This is a genomic window from Amycolatopsis orientalis DSM 43388 (genome assembly GCF_000411975.1).
In the GTDB taxonomy this organism is placed as follows: Bacteria; Actinomycetota; Actinomycetes; order Mycobacteriales; family Pseudonocardiaceae; genus Amycolatopsis; species Amycolatopsis orientalis_D.
In genome coordinates this window covers 129,238-148,308 of the sequence record NZ_ASXG01000077.1, presented here as the reverse complement: position 1 = coordinate 148,308, position 19,071 = coordinate 129,238, and the positions used below count along the sequence as shown (strand labels likewise).

General features: G+C 69.2%; 26 protein-coding genes. 5 read left to right on the top strand and 21 right to left on the bottom strand.

Features of this window, described 5'->3' with window-relative positions; genetic code table 11:
- Nucleotides 1-28: 28 nt before the first annotated feature.
- Nucleotides 29-2,689 carry an AAA family ATPase gene (locus tag L942_RS14890; RefSeq protein WP_037360265.1) on the top strand — a complete coding sequence of 887 codons (2,661 nt, stop codon included), beginning with the start codon at nt 29-31 and terminating at the stop codon, nt 2,687-2,689.
- Here L942_RS14890 and L942_RS14885 read toward each other — a convergent pair.
- Genes L942_RS14885 through L942_RS14870 form a run of 4 tightly spaced genes read right to left on the bottom strand, consistent with a single transcriptional unit; the run spans nt 2,686 to nt 4,361 of the window.
- On the bottom strand, nt 2,686-2,961 hold the full coding sequence (locus L942_RS14885; RefSeq protein ID WP_037360262.1) for a hypothetical protein: 276 nt from the start codon (nt 2,959-2,961) through the stop codon (nt 2,686-2,688). The two genes, L942_RS14890 and L942_RS14885, sit on opposite strands and share 4 nt — an antisense overlap.
- On the bottom strand, nt 2,958-3,407 hold the full coding sequence (locus tag L942_RS14880; RefSeq protein ID WP_037360260.1) for a membrane protein: 450 nt from the start codon (nt 3,405-3,407) through the stop codon (nt 2,958-2,960). The genes L942_RS14885 and L942_RS14880 overlap by 4 nt, the downstream gene beginning before the upstream one ends.
- Entirely contained in the window at nt 3,404-3,709 is a 306-nt protein-coding gene (locus L942_RS14875; RefSeq protein ID WP_037360257.1) for a hypothetical protein, read from the bottom strand. Before L942_RS14875 ends, L942_RS14880 begins: the two co-directional genes overlap by 4 nt.
- A 10-nt stretch (nt 3,710-3,719) precedes the next feature.
- Nucleotides 3,720-4,361: a DJ-1/PfpI family protein gene (locus L942_RS14870; RefSeq protein WP_037360253.1), complete on the bottom strand. Its 642-nt coding sequence runs from the start codon at nt 4,359-4,361 to the stop codon at nt 3,720-3,722.
- 122 nt (nt 4,362-4,483) lie between these two features.
- Here L942_RS14870 and L942_RS14865 point away from each other — a divergent pair, with 122 nt between their 5' ends.
- Entirely contained in the window at nt 4,484-5,452 is a 969-nt protein-coding gene (locus tag L942_RS14865; protein WP_037360251.1) for a GlxA family transcriptional regulator, read from the top strand.
- A 271-nt stretch (nt 5,453-5,723) separates the two neighbouring features.
- On the top strand, nt 5,724-6,377 hold the full coding sequence (locus L942_RS14860) for a TetR/AcrR family transcriptional regulator (RefSeq protein ID WP_051165967.1): 654 nt from the start codon (nt 5,724-5,726) through the stop codon (nt 6,375-6,377).
- On the opposite strand, the gene L942_RS14855 is transcribed toward L942_RS14860, so the two are convergent.
- A complete protein-coding gene (locus L942_RS14855; RefSeq protein ID WP_051165984.1) occupies nt 6,325-7,515 on the bottom strand; it encodes an MFS transporter in 1,191 nt (396 codons plus the stop codon). The two genes, L942_RS14860 and L942_RS14855, sit on opposite strands and share 53 nt — an antisense overlap.
- Before the next feature lie 98 nt (nt 7,516-7,613).
- On the opposite strand from L942_RS14855, the gene L942_RS14850 reads away from it, so the two are divergent.
- Entirely contained in the window at nt 7,614-8,264 is a 651-nt protein-coding gene (locus tag L942_RS14850) for a hypothetical protein (RefSeq protein WP_326929339.1), read from the top strand.
- A 66-nt stretch (nt 8,265-8,330) separates the two neighbouring features.
- On the opposite strand, the gene L942_RS14845 is transcribed toward L942_RS14850, so the two are convergent.
- Both L942_RS14845 and L942_RS14840 read right to left on the bottom strand, forming a co-directional pair.
- Nucleotides 8,331-9,635, bottom strand: a complete 1,305-nt coding sequence (locus L942_RS14845; RefSeq protein ID WP_037360249.1) for a carboxylesterase/lipase family protein — start codon at nt 9,633-9,635, stop codon at nt 8,331-8,333.
- A gap of 10 nt (nt 9,636-9,645) precedes the next feature.
- Nucleotides 9,646-10,551: an MBL fold metallo-hydrolase gene (locus tag L942_RS14840; protein WP_037360247.1), complete on the bottom strand. Its 906-nt coding sequence runs from the start codon at nt 10,549-10,551 to the stop codon at nt 9,646-9,648.
- A 102-nt stretch (nt 10,552-10,653) separates the two neighbouring features.
- Between L942_RS14840 and L942_RS14835 the strand changes: the two genes are divergently transcribed.
- Nucleotides 10,654-11,565, top strand: coding sequence for a helix-turn-helix domain-containing protein (locus tag L942_RS14835; protein ID WP_051165966.1), 912 nt, complete (start codon nt 10,654-10,656; stop codon nt 11,563-11,565).
- Here the strand turns inward: L942_RS14835 and L942_RS14830 are convergent.
- The 14 genes from L942_RS14830 to rplP form a co-directional block, all read right to left on the bottom strand.
- Entirely contained in the window at nt 11,492-13,066 is a 1,575-nt protein-coding gene (locus tag L942_RS14830; RefSeq protein WP_235079133.1) for a hypothetical protein, read from the bottom strand. The two genes, L942_RS14835 and L942_RS14830, sit on opposite strands and share 74 nt — an antisense overlap.
- 790 nt (nt 13,067-13,856) lie before the next feature.
- The gene (gene rplO, locus L942_RS14825; protein WP_037360245.1) at nt 13,857-14,303 is read right to left on the bottom strand and encodes a 50S ribosomal protein L15; all 447 of its coding nucleotides are present in this window, start codon (nt 14,301-14,303) and stop codon (nt 13,857-13,859) included.
- Nucleotides 14,300-14,485 carry a 50S ribosomal protein L30 gene (rpmD, locus tag L942_RS14820; protein WP_004558875.1) on the bottom strand — a complete coding sequence of 62 codons (186 nt, stop codon included), beginning with the start codon at nt 14,483-14,485 and terminating at the stop codon, nt 14,300-14,302. Before rpmD ends, rplO begins: the two co-directional genes overlap by 4 nt.
- 1 nt (nt 14,486) lies before the next feature.
- Nucleotides 14,487-15,128: a 30S ribosomal protein S5 gene (rpsE, locus tag L942_RS14815; RefSeq protein WP_009072328.1), complete on the bottom strand. Its 642-nt coding sequence runs from the start codon at nt 15,126-15,128 to the stop codon at nt 14,487-14,489.
- 31 nt (nt 15,129-15,159) lie between these two features.
- Entirely contained in the window at nt 15,160-15,561 is a 402-nt protein-coding gene (gene rplR / locus L942_RS14810; RefSeq protein ID WP_037360242.1) for a 50S ribosomal protein L18, read from the bottom strand.
- The gene (rplF, locus tag L942_RS14805) at nt 15,561-16,100 is read right to left on the bottom strand and encodes a 50S ribosomal protein L6 (RefSeq protein WP_009072324.1); all 540 of its coding nucleotides are present in this window, start codon (nt 16,098-16,100) and stop codon (nt 15,561-15,563) included. Before rplF ends, rplR begins: the two co-directional genes overlap by 1 nt.
- A 16-nt stretch (nt 16,101-16,116) precedes the next feature.
- Nucleotides 16,117-16,515: a 30S ribosomal protein S8 gene (gene rpsH, locus L942_RS14800; RefSeq protein ID WP_009072322.1), complete on the bottom strand. Its 399-nt coding sequence runs from the start codon at nt 16,513-16,515 to the stop codon at nt 16,117-16,119.
- A gap of 106 nt (nt 16,516-16,621) precedes the next feature.
- The gene (locus L942_RS14795) at nt 16,622-16,807 is read right to left on the bottom strand and encodes a type Z 30S ribosomal protein S14 (RefSeq protein ID WP_009072321.1); all 186 of its coding nucleotides are present in this window, start codon (nt 16,805-16,807) and stop codon (nt 16,622-16,624) included.
- Between the two features lies 1 nt (nt 16,808).
- Nucleotides 16,809-17,372, bottom strand: a complete 564-nt coding sequence (rplE, locus tag L942_RS14790) for a 50S ribosomal protein L5 (protein WP_009072319.1) — start codon at nt 17,370-17,372, stop codon at nt 16,809-16,811.
- 1 nt (nt 17,373) lies between these two features.
- Entirely contained in the window at nt 17,374-17,688 is a 315-nt protein-coding gene (gene rplX / locus L942_RS14785) for a 50S ribosomal protein L24 (RefSeq protein ID WP_009072317.1), read from the bottom strand.
- Nucleotides 17,688-18,056, bottom strand: a complete 369-nt coding sequence (rplN, locus tag L942_RS14780) for a 50S ribosomal protein L14 (RefSeq protein WP_004558867.1) — start codon at nt 18,054-18,056, stop codon at nt 17,688-17,690. Before rplN ends, rplX begins: the two co-directional genes overlap by 1 nt.
- Before the next feature lie 75 nt (nt 18,057-18,131).
- On the bottom strand, nt 18,132-18,410 hold the full coding sequence (gene rpsQ / locus L942_RS14775; RefSeq protein ID WP_009072315.1) for a 30S ribosomal protein S17: 279 nt from the start codon (nt 18,408-18,410) through the stop codon (nt 18,132-18,134).
- The gene (gene rpmC, locus L942_RS14770; protein WP_009072314.1) at nt 18,407-18,652 is read right to left on the bottom strand and encodes a 50S ribosomal protein L29; all 246 of its coding nucleotides are present in this window, start codon (nt 18,650-18,652) and stop codon (nt 18,407-18,409) included. The genes rpsQ and rpmC overlap by 4 nt, the downstream gene beginning before the upstream one ends.
- Nucleotides 18,652-19,068 (bottom strand): 50S ribosomal protein L16, encoded by a 417-nt coding sequence (rplP, locus tag L942_RS14765; RefSeq protein WP_009072313.1) that lies wholly within the window; start codon nt 19,066-19,068, stop codon nt 18,652-18,654. The genes rpmC and rplP overlap by 1 nt, the downstream gene beginning before the upstream one ends.
- Nucleotides 19,069-19,071 lie beyond the last annotated feature (3 nt).

Here is a 19,071-nt window from a genome sequence, read left to right as displayed (position 1 = left end):
TGCCTAGGGCTGTCCTAAGGTTCGGACCATGCCCACGACGTCCTCCCTCCTCGGCCGGCACGACGAGATCGAGCGCCTCCTCGCGCTGGTCCGGGCAGCGGAACAAGGCGAGGGCGGGGTGCTCGTCCTGCGTGGCGAGCCGGGCATCGGCAAGAGCGCGCTGCTGGACCACGTCGAGCAGGCGGCGGACCGGTTCCAGCGCATCCGCGCGTCCGGTTCGGAGTTCGAGGGCGAGCTGCCGTTCGCCGCGCTGCACCAGCTGTGCGTTCCCGTGCTGACGCATCTCGACTCCCTCGCGACGCCCTACCGCGACTCCCTCCTGGTCGCGTTAGGCCTGGCAGAGGGCGCGCCGGACCCGTTCCGCGTCGGCCTCGCCGCCCTCGAACTGCTCGCCTCAGCCGCGGCGGAGCGTCCGCTGCTCTGCCTGATCGACGACGCGCACTGGCTGGACGCCGCCTCGGCGCGCGCGTTGACGTTCCTCGCCAGGCGCATCGCGGCCGAACCGATCGCGATGGTGTTCGCCGCCCGCGACCAGGAGCCGGTCCCCGGGCTCGACGAACTGCCCGGGCTGGCCATCCGCGGGCTGAGCGACGCGCACGCCCGCGACCTGCTGGCGCGGGAGAAGACCGGGACGCTGGACGAGCGGGTGCGCGATCGCCTGCTCGCCGAGGCGCGCGGCAATCCGCTGGCCCTGATCGAGCTGCCGAAAGCAGGCGGTTTCGCGCTGCCGACGCCGTCGCCGGTCGCGAGCCGGATCGAGCGGAGTTTCCTCTCTCGCATGGCGGACCTGCCCCCGGACGCGCGGGAACTGCTGGTTCTCGCCAGCGCCGACCCCACCGGCGACCCGGCCCTGCTCTGGGCGGCCGCCCGGCGGCTGAACCTCGACGTGTCCGCCGCGAGCGCCGCGGCGGAGGCGTCCGGGCTGATCCAGTTCGACACCCGCGCGCGGTTCTGTCATCCGCTCGCGCGCTCGGCCGCTTATCGCGCGGCTGAGCCACCACAGCGGCGGGCGGCCCATCGGGCGCTGGCCGACTCGACCGACCCCGACACGGCTGAAGACCGGCGCGCTTGGCACCGTGCGCAGGCCACCGCCGGGCCGGACGAGGAGGTCGCGGCGGAGCTGGAGACGTCGGCGTCCCGCGCGCAAGCCCGGGGCGGCGTAGCGGCCGCCGCCGCGTTCCTCGAACGGGCCGCCGCGCTGTCGCTCGGCCACGGCAAGAAGGTCGAGCGCACTCTCGCCGCCGCCCAAGCGACCCTCGCAGCCGGCCGTGCGGAAGCCGCAGCGGGCCTCCTGACCAGCATCGACACCTCGACGTTGGCGATCCCCCAACGCGCCTCCGCCGAACTCCTGCGCGGGCAGATCGCCTTCGTCCAGGGCGCGGACGGGGCGGTTCGCGGCGCGGAAATCATCCTGCGGGCCGCGCAGCAGCTCCCCGCCACCGATCGGGAACGGTCGCGCGAGTTCTTGGTCGCGGCGCTGGAGATGGGGCTCGTCGTCGGGAGGGCCGCGGGCGTGCTGGACCGGGTGCTCGCCGCGGCTCCCACGGCCGGACCGCCGGACCTGCTCACCGCGCTCGTGCGCTTGACCGCCGAAGGGCACCGTGCCGGGATCCCGGCGATCCGGCAAGCCCTCGCCGGCGACGACTGGACCCGTACCCCCGCACTGGCCACCGTGCTCGCGGGCGAACTGTGGGATCTCGACCTGCACCGGACGATCGTCGACTGGCTGACGCGGACGGGACAGACGACCGGCTCGCCGATGACCGTCCGGCTCGGGCTGTCGCAGGCCGCGCTCTCCGCGGTGTTCGCCGGGAACTTCGGCCAGGCGATGGCCGCGATCGCCGAGGAAGAAGCCATCGCCGACGCCCTCGGCGACCCTCCGCAGCTCTATCCCCGGATGCACCTGGCGGCGATCCGCGGACGCCGGCAGGAGGTGTTCGACCTGTTCGCCGAGGCGACGAGTCGGCAGACCGGCCAGCTGACCGCGAACGCGCACTGGGCGATGGCCGTGCTGCACAACGGCCTCGGCGACTACCCCGCCGCCCTGGAGTCCGCGACGCACGCGGTCGCGAGCGGCGATCTCTTCCTCACCGGCATCGCGCTGCCCGAGCAAATCGAGGCCGCCGTGCGGTGCGGGGAGGACGCCGTCGCCCGGTCCGCGCTGGACGCGCTGGCCGAGCGCGCGGAACCGGCGGGCACCGACTTCGCGCTCGGCGTCGCGGCTGGGGCGCGGGCGATGGTCAACGACGCGGAGGATGACTACGTCGCGGCGCTCTCGTATCTCGCCGACAGCCCGCTTTCCGTGCAGACTGCGCGAGCGCACTTGCGGTACGGGGAATGGCTGCGCCGCGCGGGTCGTCGCCGAGACGCCCGTGCGCAGTTGCGTGCGGCGCATGAGCAGTTGTCGAACATCGGACTGGAAGCCTTCGCCCGACGGGCCGCCGACGAGCTGCGCGCGACCGGGGAAGTGGCGCGCAGCCGTTCGGCGCATACCTATGACCGGCTGACGATGCAAGAAATGCACATCGCGCGCGAGGTCGCTGCCGGGGCGACTTCCAAGGAGGTGGCTACCCGGTTGTTCCTCAGTCCGCGGACGGTGGATGCGCACCTGCGGAATATCTTTCGGAAACTCGGGATCACGTCACGGAGACAGCTCAGAGACATGCCTGATCTCCGGGATCCGAGTTAGGCGCCTCCCGCCGAGGGAGTTCTCCGCGACGAAGCGGCCCGAGCGGAAAGAAGCCCGCCGATCCCCGGAAGCAACGCCAGCAGCCACACCCGATGGCGGCCGTCCATGACCAGCACCGCGGCGAGCACCGTTGCCGTGTAAGCCAATCCGTGCACCGGACCCAGCACCTGGGAAACCTCCGGCTGATGCACAGTGACGAGGTTTCCCAGCATCAGCACCAGCGTCACCAGCTCCACCGCACCGATGATTTCCAGAATCCTTCGCGGGCTCACAATCCCACTCCCGTCGTCGAGCCGGGGCGGTAGATCATCAACACGACCACCGCCGCCCAAAGCAGGTTGAAGATGCCGGTCGGCATTGCCAGGCGAACCGGCGCCGGCCGGTCCGAACCGAGTGCATCGACAATGCGTTTCTGTCCCGGCAGAACCACTCCGACCAAAATTCCGGCGGCGGCGACCGTCAGCACCAGCGAGACGATCAGCCAGGCATTTCCCAGCACGCCGATCCGGGCGCCAGTCGCGAGGCCGAAGACCGGGACCAGCGCCCCGAGCACCGCGTATACCCGAGTCGTGCGATGGAGAATCTGCACCGTCGCGGCCTTCTTCGGGTCGTCGGAGGCGAGCCGGGCCGCGCTCGGGAACATGCTCGCGGCGACGGCGACCGGGCCGATGGCGAGGATGGCGGCCAGTACGTGCACGGAAAGCAGGAAAGCGTTCACGCGGAGATCCGTTCACCGGTCACGCTCGTGCGCGGGAGCCGTCCGGCACGGGATTCGCCGGAGAGGGAATCGCCGTCGACTACGACGGAATAGTCGAGGTTGAGGCGCATCGGCCGGGTGATGCGCTGCCGCCAGCTAAACCGGTTTCCCTCGGCCTCGAGATCGGTAAGCGGAGTAGTTTCCCCGAATCCGCTCGCGCTGCCGCGGAGCACGCCGTCCGTTTCTTCGAAGGTATAAGTGGCTTCCATGGTGCCGATCGGGGTTTTCATCCGCAGCAGCCAGGTGCCGGCAATGGTGTTCATCTGTTTCCCTTCAGTGCGACGCTTTCCAGGTGGTGCCGCGCCGTTCGTATTCGAAAAGCTCTTCGACGGCGTGCGCGGTGTGCGAGCCGAAATCCCGCTCCAGCACGTACAGAGCCACATCGAGCCCGGAAGTAACGCCACCGCCGCTGATCAGGTCGCCGTCGTCCACGACGCGGGCACGGACGGTGTGCACGCCGGTCGCGTCGAGCAGGTCGATGCCGAGCGCGTGCGTCGTCGCGGTGCGGCCTTCGAGCAATCCCGCCATCGCCAACGCGAGCGAACCCCCGCATACGGTCGCGATCGTGCAGTCCGGATTGTCGAACGCGCGACGCAGCAACGGCATGGCGTCGCTCGACGCGAAGTGCGACAGAAGGACCGGGATGGTTTCGACGCCCGCGTCGGGATCGCCGTCCACCGGGCCAGCGGCTCCGGGGACCAGGACGTAGCCGGGTGCGTCCGGGTCCAACGCGGCGGTCGCGGTCAGAGTGAGCCCGGGATTGCCGGAGCCCACGACGCCGGGGCCGTCCGCGCTCACGAGTTCGACGGCGAGCTTGCCCCCGAGAAAGCCGCTTCCCGCCGTGAGCACCTCGAACGGCGCGACGACGTCGAGCGGGTCGAACCCGTCGAAGAGAACGAACTGGGCCCGAAGCATGAGTGGTTCCTTTCGCTGGACGCTTTCCTCCATCGAAAGGCATCCGCGATGATCTCCACAGTGGCTATCTGGACAGCTTCCACTCAGATCTGGCCACCGCACAGATGGCTTATTCTGCAGGGATGTACACCACAGCGGTGCTCGCCCTGCCGGACGCGATTGCCTTCGATCTGGCCACGCCGATCGAGACCTTCGGCCGCGTGCGCCTCCCCGACGGCCGGCCGGGGTACCGGACGCTGGTGGCCGGTCCGGAGCACGAGGTCACCGCGGGCCCGTTGCGACTGGCGGTCGACGAGGGCCTCGACGCCCTCCAGCGCGTCGACCTCATCGTGGTGCCCGGGCGGAACAACCCGCTGGCGCCGACCCCGCCAGCCGTCCTGGACGCATTGCGCGCGGCCGCGGACCGCGGTACGCGCATCGCGTCGATCTGCGTCGGGGCGTTCACCCTCGCCGAGGCGGGATTGCTCGACGGCCGGGACGCGACCACGCATTGGCTCGCCGCCGACGAATTCGCCAGGAGATACCCGGCGGTCCGAGTGAATCCCGACGTGCTTTACACCGACAACGGGAAAATCCTCACGTCCGCCGGAGCCGTGGCCGGAATCGATCTGTGCCTGCACATTGTCCAGAACGATTACGGAAGCGTCGTCGCGGCCGACGCCGCCCGCCTCGCTGTCGCGCCCTTGCACCGGCCCGGCGGACAGGCGCAATACATCGTCCGCAACCGCGCGCCCCGCCGCCCGACCGCACTCGACCGGGTATTGCCGTGGATCGAGGAAAACGCGTACCGGGACCTCTCGCTCGCCGATCTCGCCGACGCGGCGGGACTGAGCGTGCGCACACTCACCAGGCGCTTCAAGGAAGAAACCGGGCAAAGTCCCATGCAATGGGTGGCCGGGGTGCGCATCCGGCAGGCACAGGAACTGCTCGAAACCACCGACCACACCGTCGACCGGATCGCCGCGCAGACCGGATTTCCCACGACGAGCAATTTCCGTTCCCAGTTCGGCCACGTCGTCGGTGTTACGCCGGGCGCATACCGGAAGGTATTCCGGACGGAACCGAACCGGACAGCCGAGGAGTTCCGCTGATCGAAGACGACGCCGGTCTTCTTGCCGGAAACGGGCGACCGGATCCCGTGCCGCCGGGACGCGAGCGGAACCAGCGCCCGGCGGCAGCACGGGACACCGCGGGGATGCCGGGTACTCCATCGTACGGCCGCCCGGACGAACCAGCGCCGCCGAATGCCGTCGCGCGCATTCCTTACTGGAATTCCGCGAATATCCGGCAACCATTCGGAATATGGCAGTCCGCCGGACTGGTAGGATCGCGAGATAACCGCGGACAGGAAGGACCCGCGCGGTGCCTCGCGCTGCAGAGCCGGAAACGGCCGCCGAATCCGCCGGCGTCTACCGGAGCCGCTTCACCGGAGCGCTGGAGTCGCTGCTCGCGGAAAAACGCTTCCCGAAGATCACCATCGGCGACCTCGTCGGCCGGGCACACACGTCTCGCCGCGGCTTCTACGAGCATTTCGCATCCAAGGAAGCGTGCCTGCTCGCCCTGCTCAAGGAAGCGGCGGAGAGCGGAGCCGCGCAGGTCTCCGCCGCGGTCGACCGCAGCGCGCCCTGGCAGACGCAACTGCGCCAGCTCGTCACGGCGTGGATCGGCGTCGTCGATGCCCGGCCGGCCGTCATGCTGAGCTACCTCCGCGACGTGCCGCTGCTGGACACCCCGCTCGCCGCAAGCTTGAACCACGACGCGTATGTCAACGTCGTACGCACCGTCTCGGCTGGCACCGAATTTCGGAAATCGGGCGGAGCCGCATTGTCACGGGCCCGAGCGGTGATCCTGTGCGGAGGGCTGGAAAAGCTAGCGGAAGATGCGTTGCGGCACGGCGAGTCGGTGGACGCGCATCTCGAAGAAGCCGTGCAGGCTGCGATTCTTCTCGCCGGTTCGGGAGACCTCACTTCACCGGAACTGATACCGCGCCCACCCGAGTCCGGTACGCCAGAGTGAGGACAGCCGCGCCAGCGATAGCCGCCGTGGTGCCCAATGCGGTCAGCGGCCAGCCCAGTTGCTCGGCCGCCGTCGCACCGAACGCGGTGCCGAGGCTTCCCCCAGCGAAATACACCACCATGTACGCGCTGTTGAACCGCGCGGGTGCGCTGGGCTCGATCGCCAGCACCGTGCTCTGGTTCGCGACTTGAGCACCGAAAAGCCCCGCGTCGAACAAAGCCAAGCAGAGCACGGTCGAAACGGTGCTCGGCAAGGCAATCGCAAGCATCGCGCTCGCCACGCCAGCAAGACCCAACCCGCAGAGGATGACCCGGCGCGCACCGACGCGATCAGTCCACGCGCCCGCGATCCGGGTGGCGAAAATGCCCAATATGCCAGCGAAAGCGTACAGCCCGATGCGCTCAGCGGAATACGAAAAGGGCGGCTTCGACAGCGCTACCGCGATCCCAGACCACACCGCGCAGAACGCGAAGAACCAGAGCGCGCCCCGGACCGCCGCGAGCCGGAGCGCCGGATACTTCAGGTATAGCCCAGGAATCGAGCGTAACGTGGCGAAGTAGCCGCGATTGTGCGCACCGGCCACCGGAGGAAGCACAAGCAGCACCGCGCCAGCGACCGCAGCGCATCCGGCGGCGAAAACGCCCAGCATCGCGCGCCAGCCGATCAGGTCGGCCAGCCAGCCGCCGACGACGCGGCCCGCGAGGATGCCCGCCGAGATGCCAGCGGTGACGATTCCCAGCGCGGTCGCCCGCCGGTCCGGGCTGGCCAGCCGGGCGGTCACCGAACTCAGCCCGGCCCCGACCGACGAGCACGCCCCGAGCACGCCGACCACCAGGCCGAGCACCCACACCTGGCCGGCGATCGCGTTCAGCCCCAACGCGATCGCGAGTGCGCCGAACTGCACGGAAAGGACGCAGCGCGGCGGAAACTGATCGACGAGCGGCACCAGCAGCGCGAGTCCGCAGAGGTAACCGACCGGCCCGCACGCGAGCGCGACGCCGACCGCGCCGAGCGAAGTGCCGAGAGCGCCGGATACCTCGGCGATCGCAGGCTGCAACGGGTAGATAGCCGCGGTGCCCAATGCGGCGGCAAGCGAGACGAACCAGATGATCGGGCCGCGAAGGAAGTCTGAATGCACCGGCCGAGCGTAAAAAGCGCGGAGCGGGAAACGCTGGCGAGAAACCGCCATCACCCTGGCTCCCGTGAAGGACCGGACAACGGCGCCGCGATTGTGGGATGATCGAGTTCCATGACGACACGATCACCGGTGGCCGCCGCGCCGCCGCGCTCGAGAGAGTTGCCGAGCCCACCCGGCCCGTCATGACCGGCGAGCGGGCGCGGCAGGTCGACATCGGCCGTCTTCCCGACGACGTCGTGGCCCTCGTCGACGCACTCGGGCCGGGCGAAAACCTAGTCCTCACCCGGGACGGCCTCCCGGTCGCGGCGATCTCCAGCGCTGGTCCCCGGCCCGGGCCGCCGCGAACGGACGACGCCGACGTCACCGTGGTCGCCACGGCGATGAAGCTGTCCGCCTCGGCCCGAAGGGCGCTCTCGGCCGAACTCGGCCCGGGCTACCTCGTGCTGGATCTGCATTCGGCCCCCGCCACCGCCGACGTGCTGCTCGTGCCGCCGGTGAGCCCGCAGCTGATCGGGAATCTCCGGGCGAAGTTCCCGAAGGCCCGGGTCGTCCTCGCCGAGGTCGAGGACGCGGAGCTCGGCATCAGCTACCACGGGCCGGTCCGGCGGCTGCTCGACGCCGGCGCGGAGACCTACCTGACCTCGGCGAACGTGCCGCATCTGGCGCGACAGCTCGACCACACCGTCACCCGGCGGCAGCAGCTCGGCCGAAGGGCCGCCGCGCCGCTGGAGATCAGTCCGGGGACGTGACGAGCCGCGGAGGAGCCAACCCGACCAGCTTCACCGGCAGCGCGCCCGGTCCGGCGGAAAGCCGTTTCAGCCGACGAAACTGTGCGGCTTCCCCGCCGCCCAGCCCGGATTCCCGCTCCGCGCGAACGCCACCCAAGCCGCATGCACCTCCGCCGCCAGACCGGCCGGAGCGGGATCCGGGCCGAGCAGGCCGGTGTCGCCGTGCAGCCAGGGCTCGTCGGCGAGATCGAACACGAACGGCAGCTCGACGGTGTGCGCGGCGCCGAGCCGGCCGTCGAGGGCGGTCGAGTGGTAGCCGAACGAATAGCGGTAGGTGCGGCCGCCGGCGATCTGCGCGTGCGCCTGTGCCAACCGGGCGGTGCCCGCGCCGAACAGCCGCTCGCCCAGCTCGTCCGCGGTGTCGTCCGGTTTTCCTTGCGGCACCAGGTAAAGCCGCCCCTCCTCGGTGTTCGTGCCGAGCAGCAGGTCGACGTCGCACACCAGGCGGTCGGCCGGTTGCGCGGGCAGCACCAGGCTGAACGGGCTGAGCCCGGCCAGCGGATCCGGTGCGGTGCTGGTGTCCAGGTCAAGACCGGCCAGTGCGGGCAAGATCTCCAGGAGCCGCGCGTCCGGGATCTCCGCGAACGCCGTCGCGGTCGGAGCGACGCCCAAGGCCGCCGCGGCCGCCGACGTGACCCGTCGCGCCTGTTCCGGGGTGAACGCGCCCGTTCCGCTTCCGCTTTGGACGATCGCGCGGCGGAACAACCCCTTGGCCTCCGACGTCGCCAGCAGCGCACCGGTGAGCGTGCCGCCCGCGGACTGCCCGAAGACCGTCACGTTCGCCGGATCGCCCCCGAACGCGGCGATCGAATCGCGTACCCACCGGAGTGCGGCCAGGACGTCGAGCAACCCGCGATTGTCCGGAGCGCCCTCCAGCGCGAGGAAGCCGGGAATGCCGAGGCGGTAGTTCACCGTCACGAGGACGACGCCGTCTCGGGCGAAGGCCCTGCCGTCGTAGAGCGCGGCGCGCGTCGACCCGGTGACGAACCCGCCGCCGTGCACGAACACCATGACCGGGCGCTTGCCCGAGTCCGCGGCTGGAGTGCGGACGTCGACCGTCAGGTATTCGTCGCCGGGCACCCATCCCGGCCCGAAGTACGGGGTCAGGTCCAGCCGCCCGAAGTCCCGGACCGGCTGTGGCGCCGTCGGCGACGGCTGGGTCCCGTCCCGCGCCCCGGACCAGCCCGGATGCGGCGCGGGAGGAGCGAACCGGCCGGGACCGGCCGGGGCGGCCGCGTAGGGAATGGCCCGGTACAGTTCGCCGGCTTCGTCCGCACGGCCCCGGACGGCGCCCGAGGCGGTCTCGACGACTGGATTTTCCTTCTGACGCATGGGAAACCTTTCAGGAGATCCGGGAGAACCCGGCCCACTTCTTGATCGCGAACTTCGCCCCGTCCCGTTCGACCTCCGCCGCGCCGGAGCCGGGGAAGTGCGCCGGGAGCAGGAGCGCGTTGTCCTCGGCCGCCCGGCCGAGCAATGCGCGCCGGGTGGCCCTGGCCTCCGCCGGGTCCTCGCAGAAACAAGAATTGGTCTCCGGTTCCACGATCTGCAGGGGCGTGTGCACCAGATCGCCGACGAACAACGCCCGGTCGCCGCCGGAATCCAGGGTCAGCACCGACGAGCCGGGGGTATGTCCGGGGGCGAGGTCGAGGCGCAGGTTCCGGTCGATCCGGTACGTCCCGTCCCAGAGCTCGACCTGTCCCGCCCGCCGCACCGGCGCGACGCTGTCCTCGAAGACGTTCTGGTTCCCGCGGCCGAGCACGGTCTCGTTTTCGTTGGCCGGGTCCCAGAATTCGAAGTCCCGCAACGGCATCAGGTACGTGGCGTTCGGGAAGGTCGGCACCCAGGTGCGGCCCTCCAAGCGGGTGTTCCAGCCGACGTGGTCGATATGCAAATGGGTGTTGATGACGACATCCACGTCCTCGGGCGAGATCCCAGCGGCGGCGAGGTGGTCGAGGTAGCTGGTGTCGAGGCGATTCCATACCGGGGCGTACGGCCGGTCCTTGTGGTTGCCGACGCCGGTGTCGACCAGGATCACGCGGCCCTCGCTGCGCAGCAGCCACGACTGGACGGCCGACTGGCATTCGCCGGTCTCCGGATCCCAGAAATCAGGGGCCAGCCAGCCGCGGTGCTCGTCCCACGAACCCGCCGGGCTGTCCGGGAAGAACTCGTCCGGGCTCATCTCGACCGAACCGCGGAACTCCTTGACGCGGGCGACCGCGACGTCGCCCAGAATGATCTCGTCCATACGGCCGAGCCTGCGCGGCCAGGCGCGCCCGGACCACTCCCGCGTTGTCCTACCCCGCGCAGGGTGTGGCAGTGCTATTTCACGCGGCGGATAGTGGATTCCATGACCGCGGGCCCGCTAGGAGATTTCCTGCACGCACGACGTGCTCGGCTGCGTCCCTCCGACGTCGGCCTGCCGGAGGCGGGCCCGCGCCGTCGCGTCGCCGGCCTGCGCCGAGAAGAGCTGGCGCAGCTGGCCGGGGTGAGCGTCTCGTACTACACGCGGCTGGAGCAGGGCCTCTCCCGCGGCGCGTCCGCCGAGGTGCTCGACGCGATCGCGCGCGCCCTGCAACTGGACACCCACGAGCGCGCCCACCTCGACCGCCTCGCCGACGCGTCCCGCCGCACGCCCCAGCCGCGCCGCCCGCGCCCGGAAAAGCTGGCCGACGAAACGCGCGATCTCCTCCGCGCCCTCGACGGCGTACCCGCGCTGGTGCTGGGCCGCCGGACGGACGTGCTGGCGTGGAACACCCTCGGGCACGCGCTGCTGGCCGGGCACCTGGACCTGGCCCAACGCCCCAACCTGAGCCGGATGCTGTTCTTGGACCCGCATTGCCGCGAGCTGTACGCGGATTGGAAACGCAAGGCGCGCGCAGTCGTCGGCAACCTGCGCATCACCGTCGGCAAGCATCCGGACGACCCGCTGCTGGCCGAGCTGATCGGCGAGCTGACGATGAAAAGCCCGGAGTTCGTCTCACTGTGGCGGGACCACCGCGTCAGCCCCTGCGACGCCGACGCCTACGAGCTGCGGCATCCGGTGGTCGGCCGGGTGACGGTAACGCAGCAGACGCTGTCGGTGGCCCGGTCGCCGGAGCAGGTGCTGATCGTGTGCACGACGCCGGAGGGGTCGGCTTCGGCGGAAGCGTTGACGCTGCTTCGGCAGCTCAGCGGCCCGGAACAGCTCAGAACGGCAACTGCCGCCGCAACCGGTTCAACCAGCGTTCGACCGTGTCCTCCGGATGCCCCGGATCGTTAGCGGGCGCGGCCTGGGCGACCGCCTCCTGGACGTGCGTGCCGACCGTCTCCGCGTACTGCGGCAACACGTACACCACCTGCCAGTAACCCTCGCGCAGCAGCACGGAGTCGACCCGCACGTACCCGGCGGTGCCGCGAGCCAGGTCGAAGCCGTATCGCCCAGCCGTCGGCACCGGATCGACGGAAGTGACCACGACCACCGTCGGGTGGGCCTTCGCGACCACGTCGGTCGGGTCGGCTCCGTGCGCGATCGCGCGGTCGTTCAGGCCGATGTAGTCGATCGATTCCCAACCGCTGAAGTATGGGATGGCACCCGCGTCGGTCACTGCGAGTGTGCGCCTCGCGACCGGGACTTCCGCCTTCGCGAGGCCTTTGCCGATCGCGACGTGCGCCCGCTGGAGGTCTGGTCCGTAGTTCGCGATCGCGCCCAGGTCCGGAGCCGTCGCACCCGCCCACGCCGACCAGCCGACGGCGACCGCGCCCAGAACCGAGCCGGCGACGCGGCTGCCCATTGCCCCGACGGCCAGCGCGGCGCCCAAGCACAGCACTGGCACGGCGTGGTCCGCGAAGCGATCCAGGTAGTCCATGGTCGGGCCGGAGACCGCGTACGTCACGTACGTGACCCCGACAGTCACCACCAGTAGCACGCCAACCGCGCGCGTGGCCCGGCGAAACAGCAGCGAGAAGGTGAGCAGCAGCAACGGCAGTAGGACGAGCGTCGTGTGCTTCGTCCAGAGCCAGCCGAGCGAGAGGTTGCCGAACTTCACGTAGAAGGTGTTCGGCAGCAGTTGGCCGTAGAACTGCCAGCGCCAGACGAAATAGCCCGCGCCTGCCAGCGCCGCGGCCGCCGTCCACAGCCACTGCGCCCGGCCGCGCTGGCGGACCAGCCACCACAGCACGACCGGCAGCGCGGCCAGTGCGCCCTCCGGGCGGATCATGCCGAGCAGCACCAGCAGAACCGGCGGCTCCCACGCACGCACCCGCGTTCCGTCGAGCACGCGCAGCCCCAACACGACGACCCGCAGCAACACGGCGGCGAACGCGGCGGTTTCCAGGCCGCTGGTGAGGTGGAAATAGGTCGGAAGAAACACGACGTACGCGCCGGCCGCGACAAGCAGCCCCAGCATCCCGGCCCGGCGGTGCCCTTCGCGCAGGAGCATCGCCAAGGTGGCGAGCCCGAGCACCAGCGAGGTCAGCTTCGTGAACAACGGCAGCGCGACGCCGAGCACCGAACCCAGCGCGCCCCACACGACCCAGGCGAAGTTCGTGAACCCCTCGACCGGCGGGCCCTGCAGATTCCACACCGGACCGTTCCCGGCCGCGAGATTCGCCGAGTAGCGGTAGCTGATGTACGCGTCGTCGACAGTGAAGAACCAGGCCGCCCACGCACCGACGAGGAACACGACGAGCAGCCCGAGCGACACGACCACCGCCGGAATGTTGCGCTTCGGGCGATCGACTTCCGGCACTGTCGCGTCGAGCTCGGCGTGGACGGCCGTCATACCCTGCTCCCCTGGCGTTGGACAACGCCGTCACCTTACCGGGTGAACTTTCGCAAGCTTTCGCGTGCGGTGAGTTACCGAGGCGGGATTCAGCAGCTCACCCCGGCGGTGGCTGGGCCGGGCCCGGTGGAGCAGCACCGTCACCGCGCCCGCTCGCGGCGAAGGTCACCCGCAAGCATCCCCACCACACCGGTGCCAGCAACGACAGCGTTTCGGACACCGCGCACACCCACCGCCCCCGAGCTACCGCCCTACGTCACTGCCCGCACCCCAGCAGGCGAAGCCTTTCGCCGCGGCGGCCGTCATCCCGTCGCAGATCGCGATACGACGACCACCGTCACTCAAAGCGCGGGACCCAGCACTTGCCGGAACCGTCCAGAAAGCGGCCAGAGCACACCCATTCGATCACCTAAGAAAACTGCACCACACCAAACAGGTGACCCCGCCAGACAATTTCGAAATCATCAATTCCACGCCTTACCTCAGCATATCCCTTCCCGATCCTGAGGCTTTGAATATCCCGAAACCGGCCCAAAACCGCACCAACCCACCCAAGCATCGAGGCACCCAGCCCCCGCCCTGCACCCCGATACGAAGCCTCCCTGCGGTTCGGGGGTGCTTGTCAAGGCATCTTTCCCGCCTTGACAAGCACCCCCGAACCGTCAGCACAATCGGGCTTCGGGGTGCCCCACGCCACTCACCACAGCAATGTCGCCCGCCAGGGCGACGAGCCGAAACAGAAAACGGGCCCGCCCGGAAAAACCGGACGGGCCCGCTTCAACGCATCAGATCAGCTGACGGTGGCCGAACCACCAGCAGCCTCGATCTTCTCCTTGGCAGAGCCGGAGAACGCGTGCGCGGTCAGCTCGAGCTTGACCCCGTTCAGGTCCCCGTTGCCGAGCACCTTGACGAGCTTGCCCTTGCGCACGAGACCGTGCTGAGCCAGCTCCTCCGGACCGACCTTGCCGCCGTCGGCGAACACCCGGGCGATGTCGCCCACGTTCACCGGCTGGTACTCGGTGCGGAACCGGTTCTTGAACCCACGCAGCTTCGGCAGCCGCATGTGGATGGGCATCTGCCCACCCTCGAAACCGGCGGGCACGTTCTTCCGGGCCTTGGTGCCCTTCGTGCCGCGGCCCGCCGTCTTGCCCTTCGAGCCCTCACCACGGCCGACGCGGATCTTGTCGCGCTTGGCGCCAGGAGCCGGACGAAGGTGGTGGATCTTGATGGCGGTCATGCCTGGACCTCCTCGACCTCCACCAGGTGGCGGACGGTGTGGATCAGGCCGCGCACCTGGGGGGTGTCCTCACGCACGACGCTCTGGCGGATCTTGCGCAGCCCGAGGGTGCGCAGCGACTCGCGGTGAGCGTGCTTCGTGCCGATCTTGCTCTTGACCTGAGTGACCTTGAGCTGAGCCATGTCAGACCCCCTGGCCGGCACGCTGGCGCAGCATCCGGGCCGGCGCGACGTCCTCGAGCGGCAGACCGCGGCGAGCGGCCACCTCCTCCGGACGCTGCAGACCCTTCAGGGCCGCCACGGTCGCGTGCACGATGTTGATGGCGTTGTCGGAGCCGAGCGACTTCGACAGCACGTCGTGGACGCCCGCGCACTCCAGCACCGCGCGCACCGGGCCACCGGCGATGACGCCGGTACCAGCGGAGGCGGGACGGAGCAGCACGACGCCGGCGGCTTCCTCACCCTGGATCGGGTGCGGAATGGTGCCGGCGACGCGCGGAACGCGGAAGAAGTTCTTCTTCGCTTCCTCGACGCCCTTGGCGATGGCCGCGGGAACTTCCTTGGCCTTGCCGTAGCCGACGCCGACCTGGCCGTCGCCGTCGCCGACGACCACCAGAGCGGTGAAGCTGAAGCGACGACCGCCCTTGACGACCTTGGCGACGCGGTTGATCGTCACGACCTTCTCAAGGTGCGGGGTCTTGTCCTGGGCCGCCCCGCCACGGCCGCCGTCGCGCCGGTCGCGACGGTCCCGACGGTCACCGCGGTCGTTGCCGCCCTGACCCGGTCCGCCCTGGCCGCCGCCGAATTGCCGTGTACGTCCCGGCATCAGGCTTTCCTTCCATTCACGAGCATGTGCATCAGAACTTCAACCCCGCCTCGCGGGCGGCGTCGGCGAGCGCGGCGATGCGGCCGTGGTAGGCGTTGCCGCCACGGTCGAACACCACGGCTTCGATGCCGGCGTCCTTGGCGCGCGAAGCGACCAGTTCGCCGACCTTGGCCGCCTTGGCCTTCTTGTCGCCCTCGAAGGACCGCAGGTCCGCCTCGAGGGTGGACGCCGACGCCAGCGTGTGACCGGCGAGGTCGTCGATCACCTGCACGGTGATGTGCCGCGAGGACCGCTTGACGACCATGCGCGGACGCACCGGCGTGCCGCTGATCTTCTTGCGGAGGCGGAAGTGCCGACGGGCCTTGGCGACGCGGCGGCGGGTCGAGATGTCCTTGCCGACCGGCTTGCGCTTCGTGGTAGTCGTGTCGCTCATCACTTACCCGTCTTTCCGACCTTGCGGCGGATCTTCTCACCCTCGTAGCGCAGGCCCTTGCCCTTGTACGGGTCCGGGCGGCGCAGCTTGCGGATGACCGCGGCGGTCTGGCCGACCTTCTGCTTGTCGATGCCGGACACCGAGAACCGGGTGGGCGACTCGACCTTGAAGGTGATGCCTTCCGGAGCCTCGATCTTGACCGGGTGGCTGTAGCCGAGCGCGAACTCGAGGTCCGAGCCCTTGGCCTGCACGCGGTAACCGACGCCGTGGATTTCCAGCTTCTTCTCGTAGCCCTCGGTCACGCCCACCACGAGGTTGTTCACCAACGTGCGGGTGAGGCCGTGCAGGGCGCGGCTGGTGCGCTCGTCGTCCGGGCGCTTCACCAGCAGCGCGCCGTCCTCGCCGCGCTCGACGGTGATCGGCTCGGCGACAGTGTGCTCCAAGGTGCCCTTCGGCCCCTTGACCTTGACGTTCTGGCCGTCGATGGTCACCTCGACCCCGGAGGGGACGGAGACCGGCAGCTTTCCGATGCGTGACATGTCTGTGCCCCCTTCCTTACCAGACGTAGGCGAGGACTTCGCCGCCCACGTTGTTGCGCTTGGCCTGCCGGTCGGTCTGCAGACCCGCGGACGTCGAGATGATCGCGACGCCGAGGCCGCCGAGCACGGACGGCAGTTCGGTCGATTTTGCGTAGACCCGCAGACCCGGCTTGGAGACGCGGCGAAGGCCGGCGATGCTCCGCTCGCGGTTGGGGCCGTACTTCAGCTCGACGACCAGGTTCTTGTGCTTCTCGCCCGGCTCGTCGCGGTAGCTCGCGATGTAGCCCTCGCGCTTGAGGATCTCGGCGATGTTCGCCTTGATCTTCGAGTGCGGAAGCACGACCTCGTCGTGGTAAGCCGAGTTCGCGTTGCGCAGACGGGTCAAGAAGTCTGCGATCGGGTCGGTCATCGTCATGGTGACCTGTCAACCTTTCTCGCCTGGTTCCCCGCCTCGCCCGGCCGGAACGGTGTCCGGCCGGGTCGGCGGGGCCTGTGGCGAACTGGGAATAGAGTTTCGAGCCTTACCAGCTGGACTTGTGAACGCCGGGCAGTTCACCTGCGTGCGCCATTTCCCGGAGGCAGATCCGGCACAGGCCGAACTTGCGGTAGACCGAGTGCGGACGCCCGCACCGGTTGCAACGGGTGTAGGCGCGCACCGCGAACTTCGGCTTCTTCGAGGCCTTGCTGATCAGCGCTTTCTTGGCCATCTCAGTTCTCCTTGAACGGGAAACCGAGCTTGCGCAGCAGCGCCCGGCCCTCGTCGTCGGTGGTGGCGGTGGTGACGACGGTGACGTCCATGCCACGGGGGCGGTCGATGTCGTCCGGGTTGATCTCGTGGAACATCGACTGCTCGTTGAGACCGAACGTGTAGTTGCCGTTGCCGTCGAACTGCTTGGCCGAAAGCCCGCGGAAGTCGCGGATACGGGGCAGCGCGATGGTCAGCAGCCGGTCGAGGAATTCCCACATCCGGTCGCCGCGCAGGGTGACCCGCGCGCCGATCGGCTGGCCCTCGCGCAGCTTGAACTGCGCGATGGACTTGCGGGCCTTGCGGATCTCCGGCTTCTGCCCGGTGATCAGGGCGAGGTCGCGGACCGCGCCGTCGATCAGCTTGCTGTCCCGGGCGGCGTCCCCGACACCCATGTTCACGACAATCTTCACGACGCCGGGAATCTGGTGCACGTTGGGGATGGAGAACTCCTTCTGGAGCTCGCCCTTGATCTCTTCGCGGTACCGGGTCTTCAGACGCGGCACGATCTTCTCTGCGGTGGTCATGTCAGATGTCCTTGCCGTTCCGGCGCGAGACCCGGACCTTCTTGCCGTCCTCGCCGATGCGGTAGCCCACCCGGGTCGGCTTGCCGTCCGAGTCCACGACCATCACGTTCGAGACGTGGATGGGCGCTTCCTGGGTCACGATGCCGCCGGACTGCGCGCCGCGCTGGGTCTGGGTGATCCGGGTGTGCTTCTTGATCCGGTTGACCCCCTCGACCAGAACGCGCTCGCGGTCCGGGTAGGCCTGGATGACCTTGCCCTTGGCGCCCTTGTCCTTGCCGGCGATAACGACGACCGTGTCGCCCTTCTTCACCTTCATCACAGCACCTCCGGCGCGAGCGAAATGATCTTCATGAACTTTCGGTCGCGCAGCTCGCGGCCCACCGGGCCGAAGATGCGGGTGCCCCGGGGCTCGTTGTCGTTCTTGATGAGCACGGCGGCGTTCTCGTCGAACCGGATGTAGGAACCGTCCGGACGACGACGCTCCTTCACCGTGCGGACGATGACAGCCTTGACGACATCGCCCTTCTTCACCCCGGCGGCCGGGATGGCGTCCTTCACGGTGGCGACGATGATGTCGCCGATGCCGGCGTAGCGCCGCCCGGAGCCGCCGAGCACGCGGATGCAAAGGATTTCCTTCGCCCCGGTGTTGTCGGCAACCCGAAGCCGCGACTCCTGCTGGATCACGTCAACTCCTGTATGTCGCGCTGGTTCTCGCCTTCCGGCGAGCCTTGCGGAACCAAGGACTCCGAGGAGCCCTGCTTACTTGGCCTTCTCCACGACCTGCACCAGACGCCAGCGCTTGGTCGCCGACAGCGGCCGGGTCTCCATCAGGGTGACCCGGTCGCCCACGCCCGCCTCGTTGTTCTCGTCGTGCACCTTCACCTTGGAGGTGGTGCGGACGACCTTCGAGTAGCGCGGGTGCTTCTTGCGGTCTTCGAGCTCGACCACGATCGTCTTGTCCATCTTGTCCGAGACGACGTAACCCTCGCGGACCTTGCGGTAGTTCCGGACGGTCTTCTCGGTGGCTGCCTCGCTCATGCGGCACCTTCACTTTCGGCGTCGGGAGCCACGGAAAGCCCGAGCTCGCGCTCGCGCATGACCGTGTAGATCCGCGCGATGTCCGTGCGGACGGTGCGCAGCCGACGGTTGTTGTCCAGCTGCCCGGTCGCCATCTGGAAGCGGAGGTTGAAGAGCTCCTCCTTGTATTCCTTCAGACGCAGCACGAGCTCTTCGGCGGTGAGCTCACGCAGCTCGGATGCCTGTGCGGCTCCGTTAGCCATCAGAACTCACCTTCCCGGGTCACGATGCGGCACTTCATGGGCAGCTTGTGGATCGCGCGGCGGAGCGCCTCGCGGGCGGTCTCCTCGTTCGGGAAGCTGATCTCGAACATCACGCGGCCCGGCTTCACGTTGGCGATCCACCACTCGGGCGAACCCTTACCGGAACCCATGCGGGTTTCCGCCGGCTTCTTGGTCAGCGGGCGGTCCGGGTAGATCGTCGTCCACACCTTGCCGCCACGCTTGATGTGACGGGTCATGGCGATACGAGCGGACTCGATCTGCCGGTTCGTCACGTAGCTGTGCTCAAGCGCCTGGATGCCGTACTCGCCGAAGTTGACCTTGGTACCGCCCTTGGCGGCGCCGTGGCGCTTCGGGGAGTGCTGCTTGCGGTGCTTGACCCTGCGCGGGATGAGCACGTC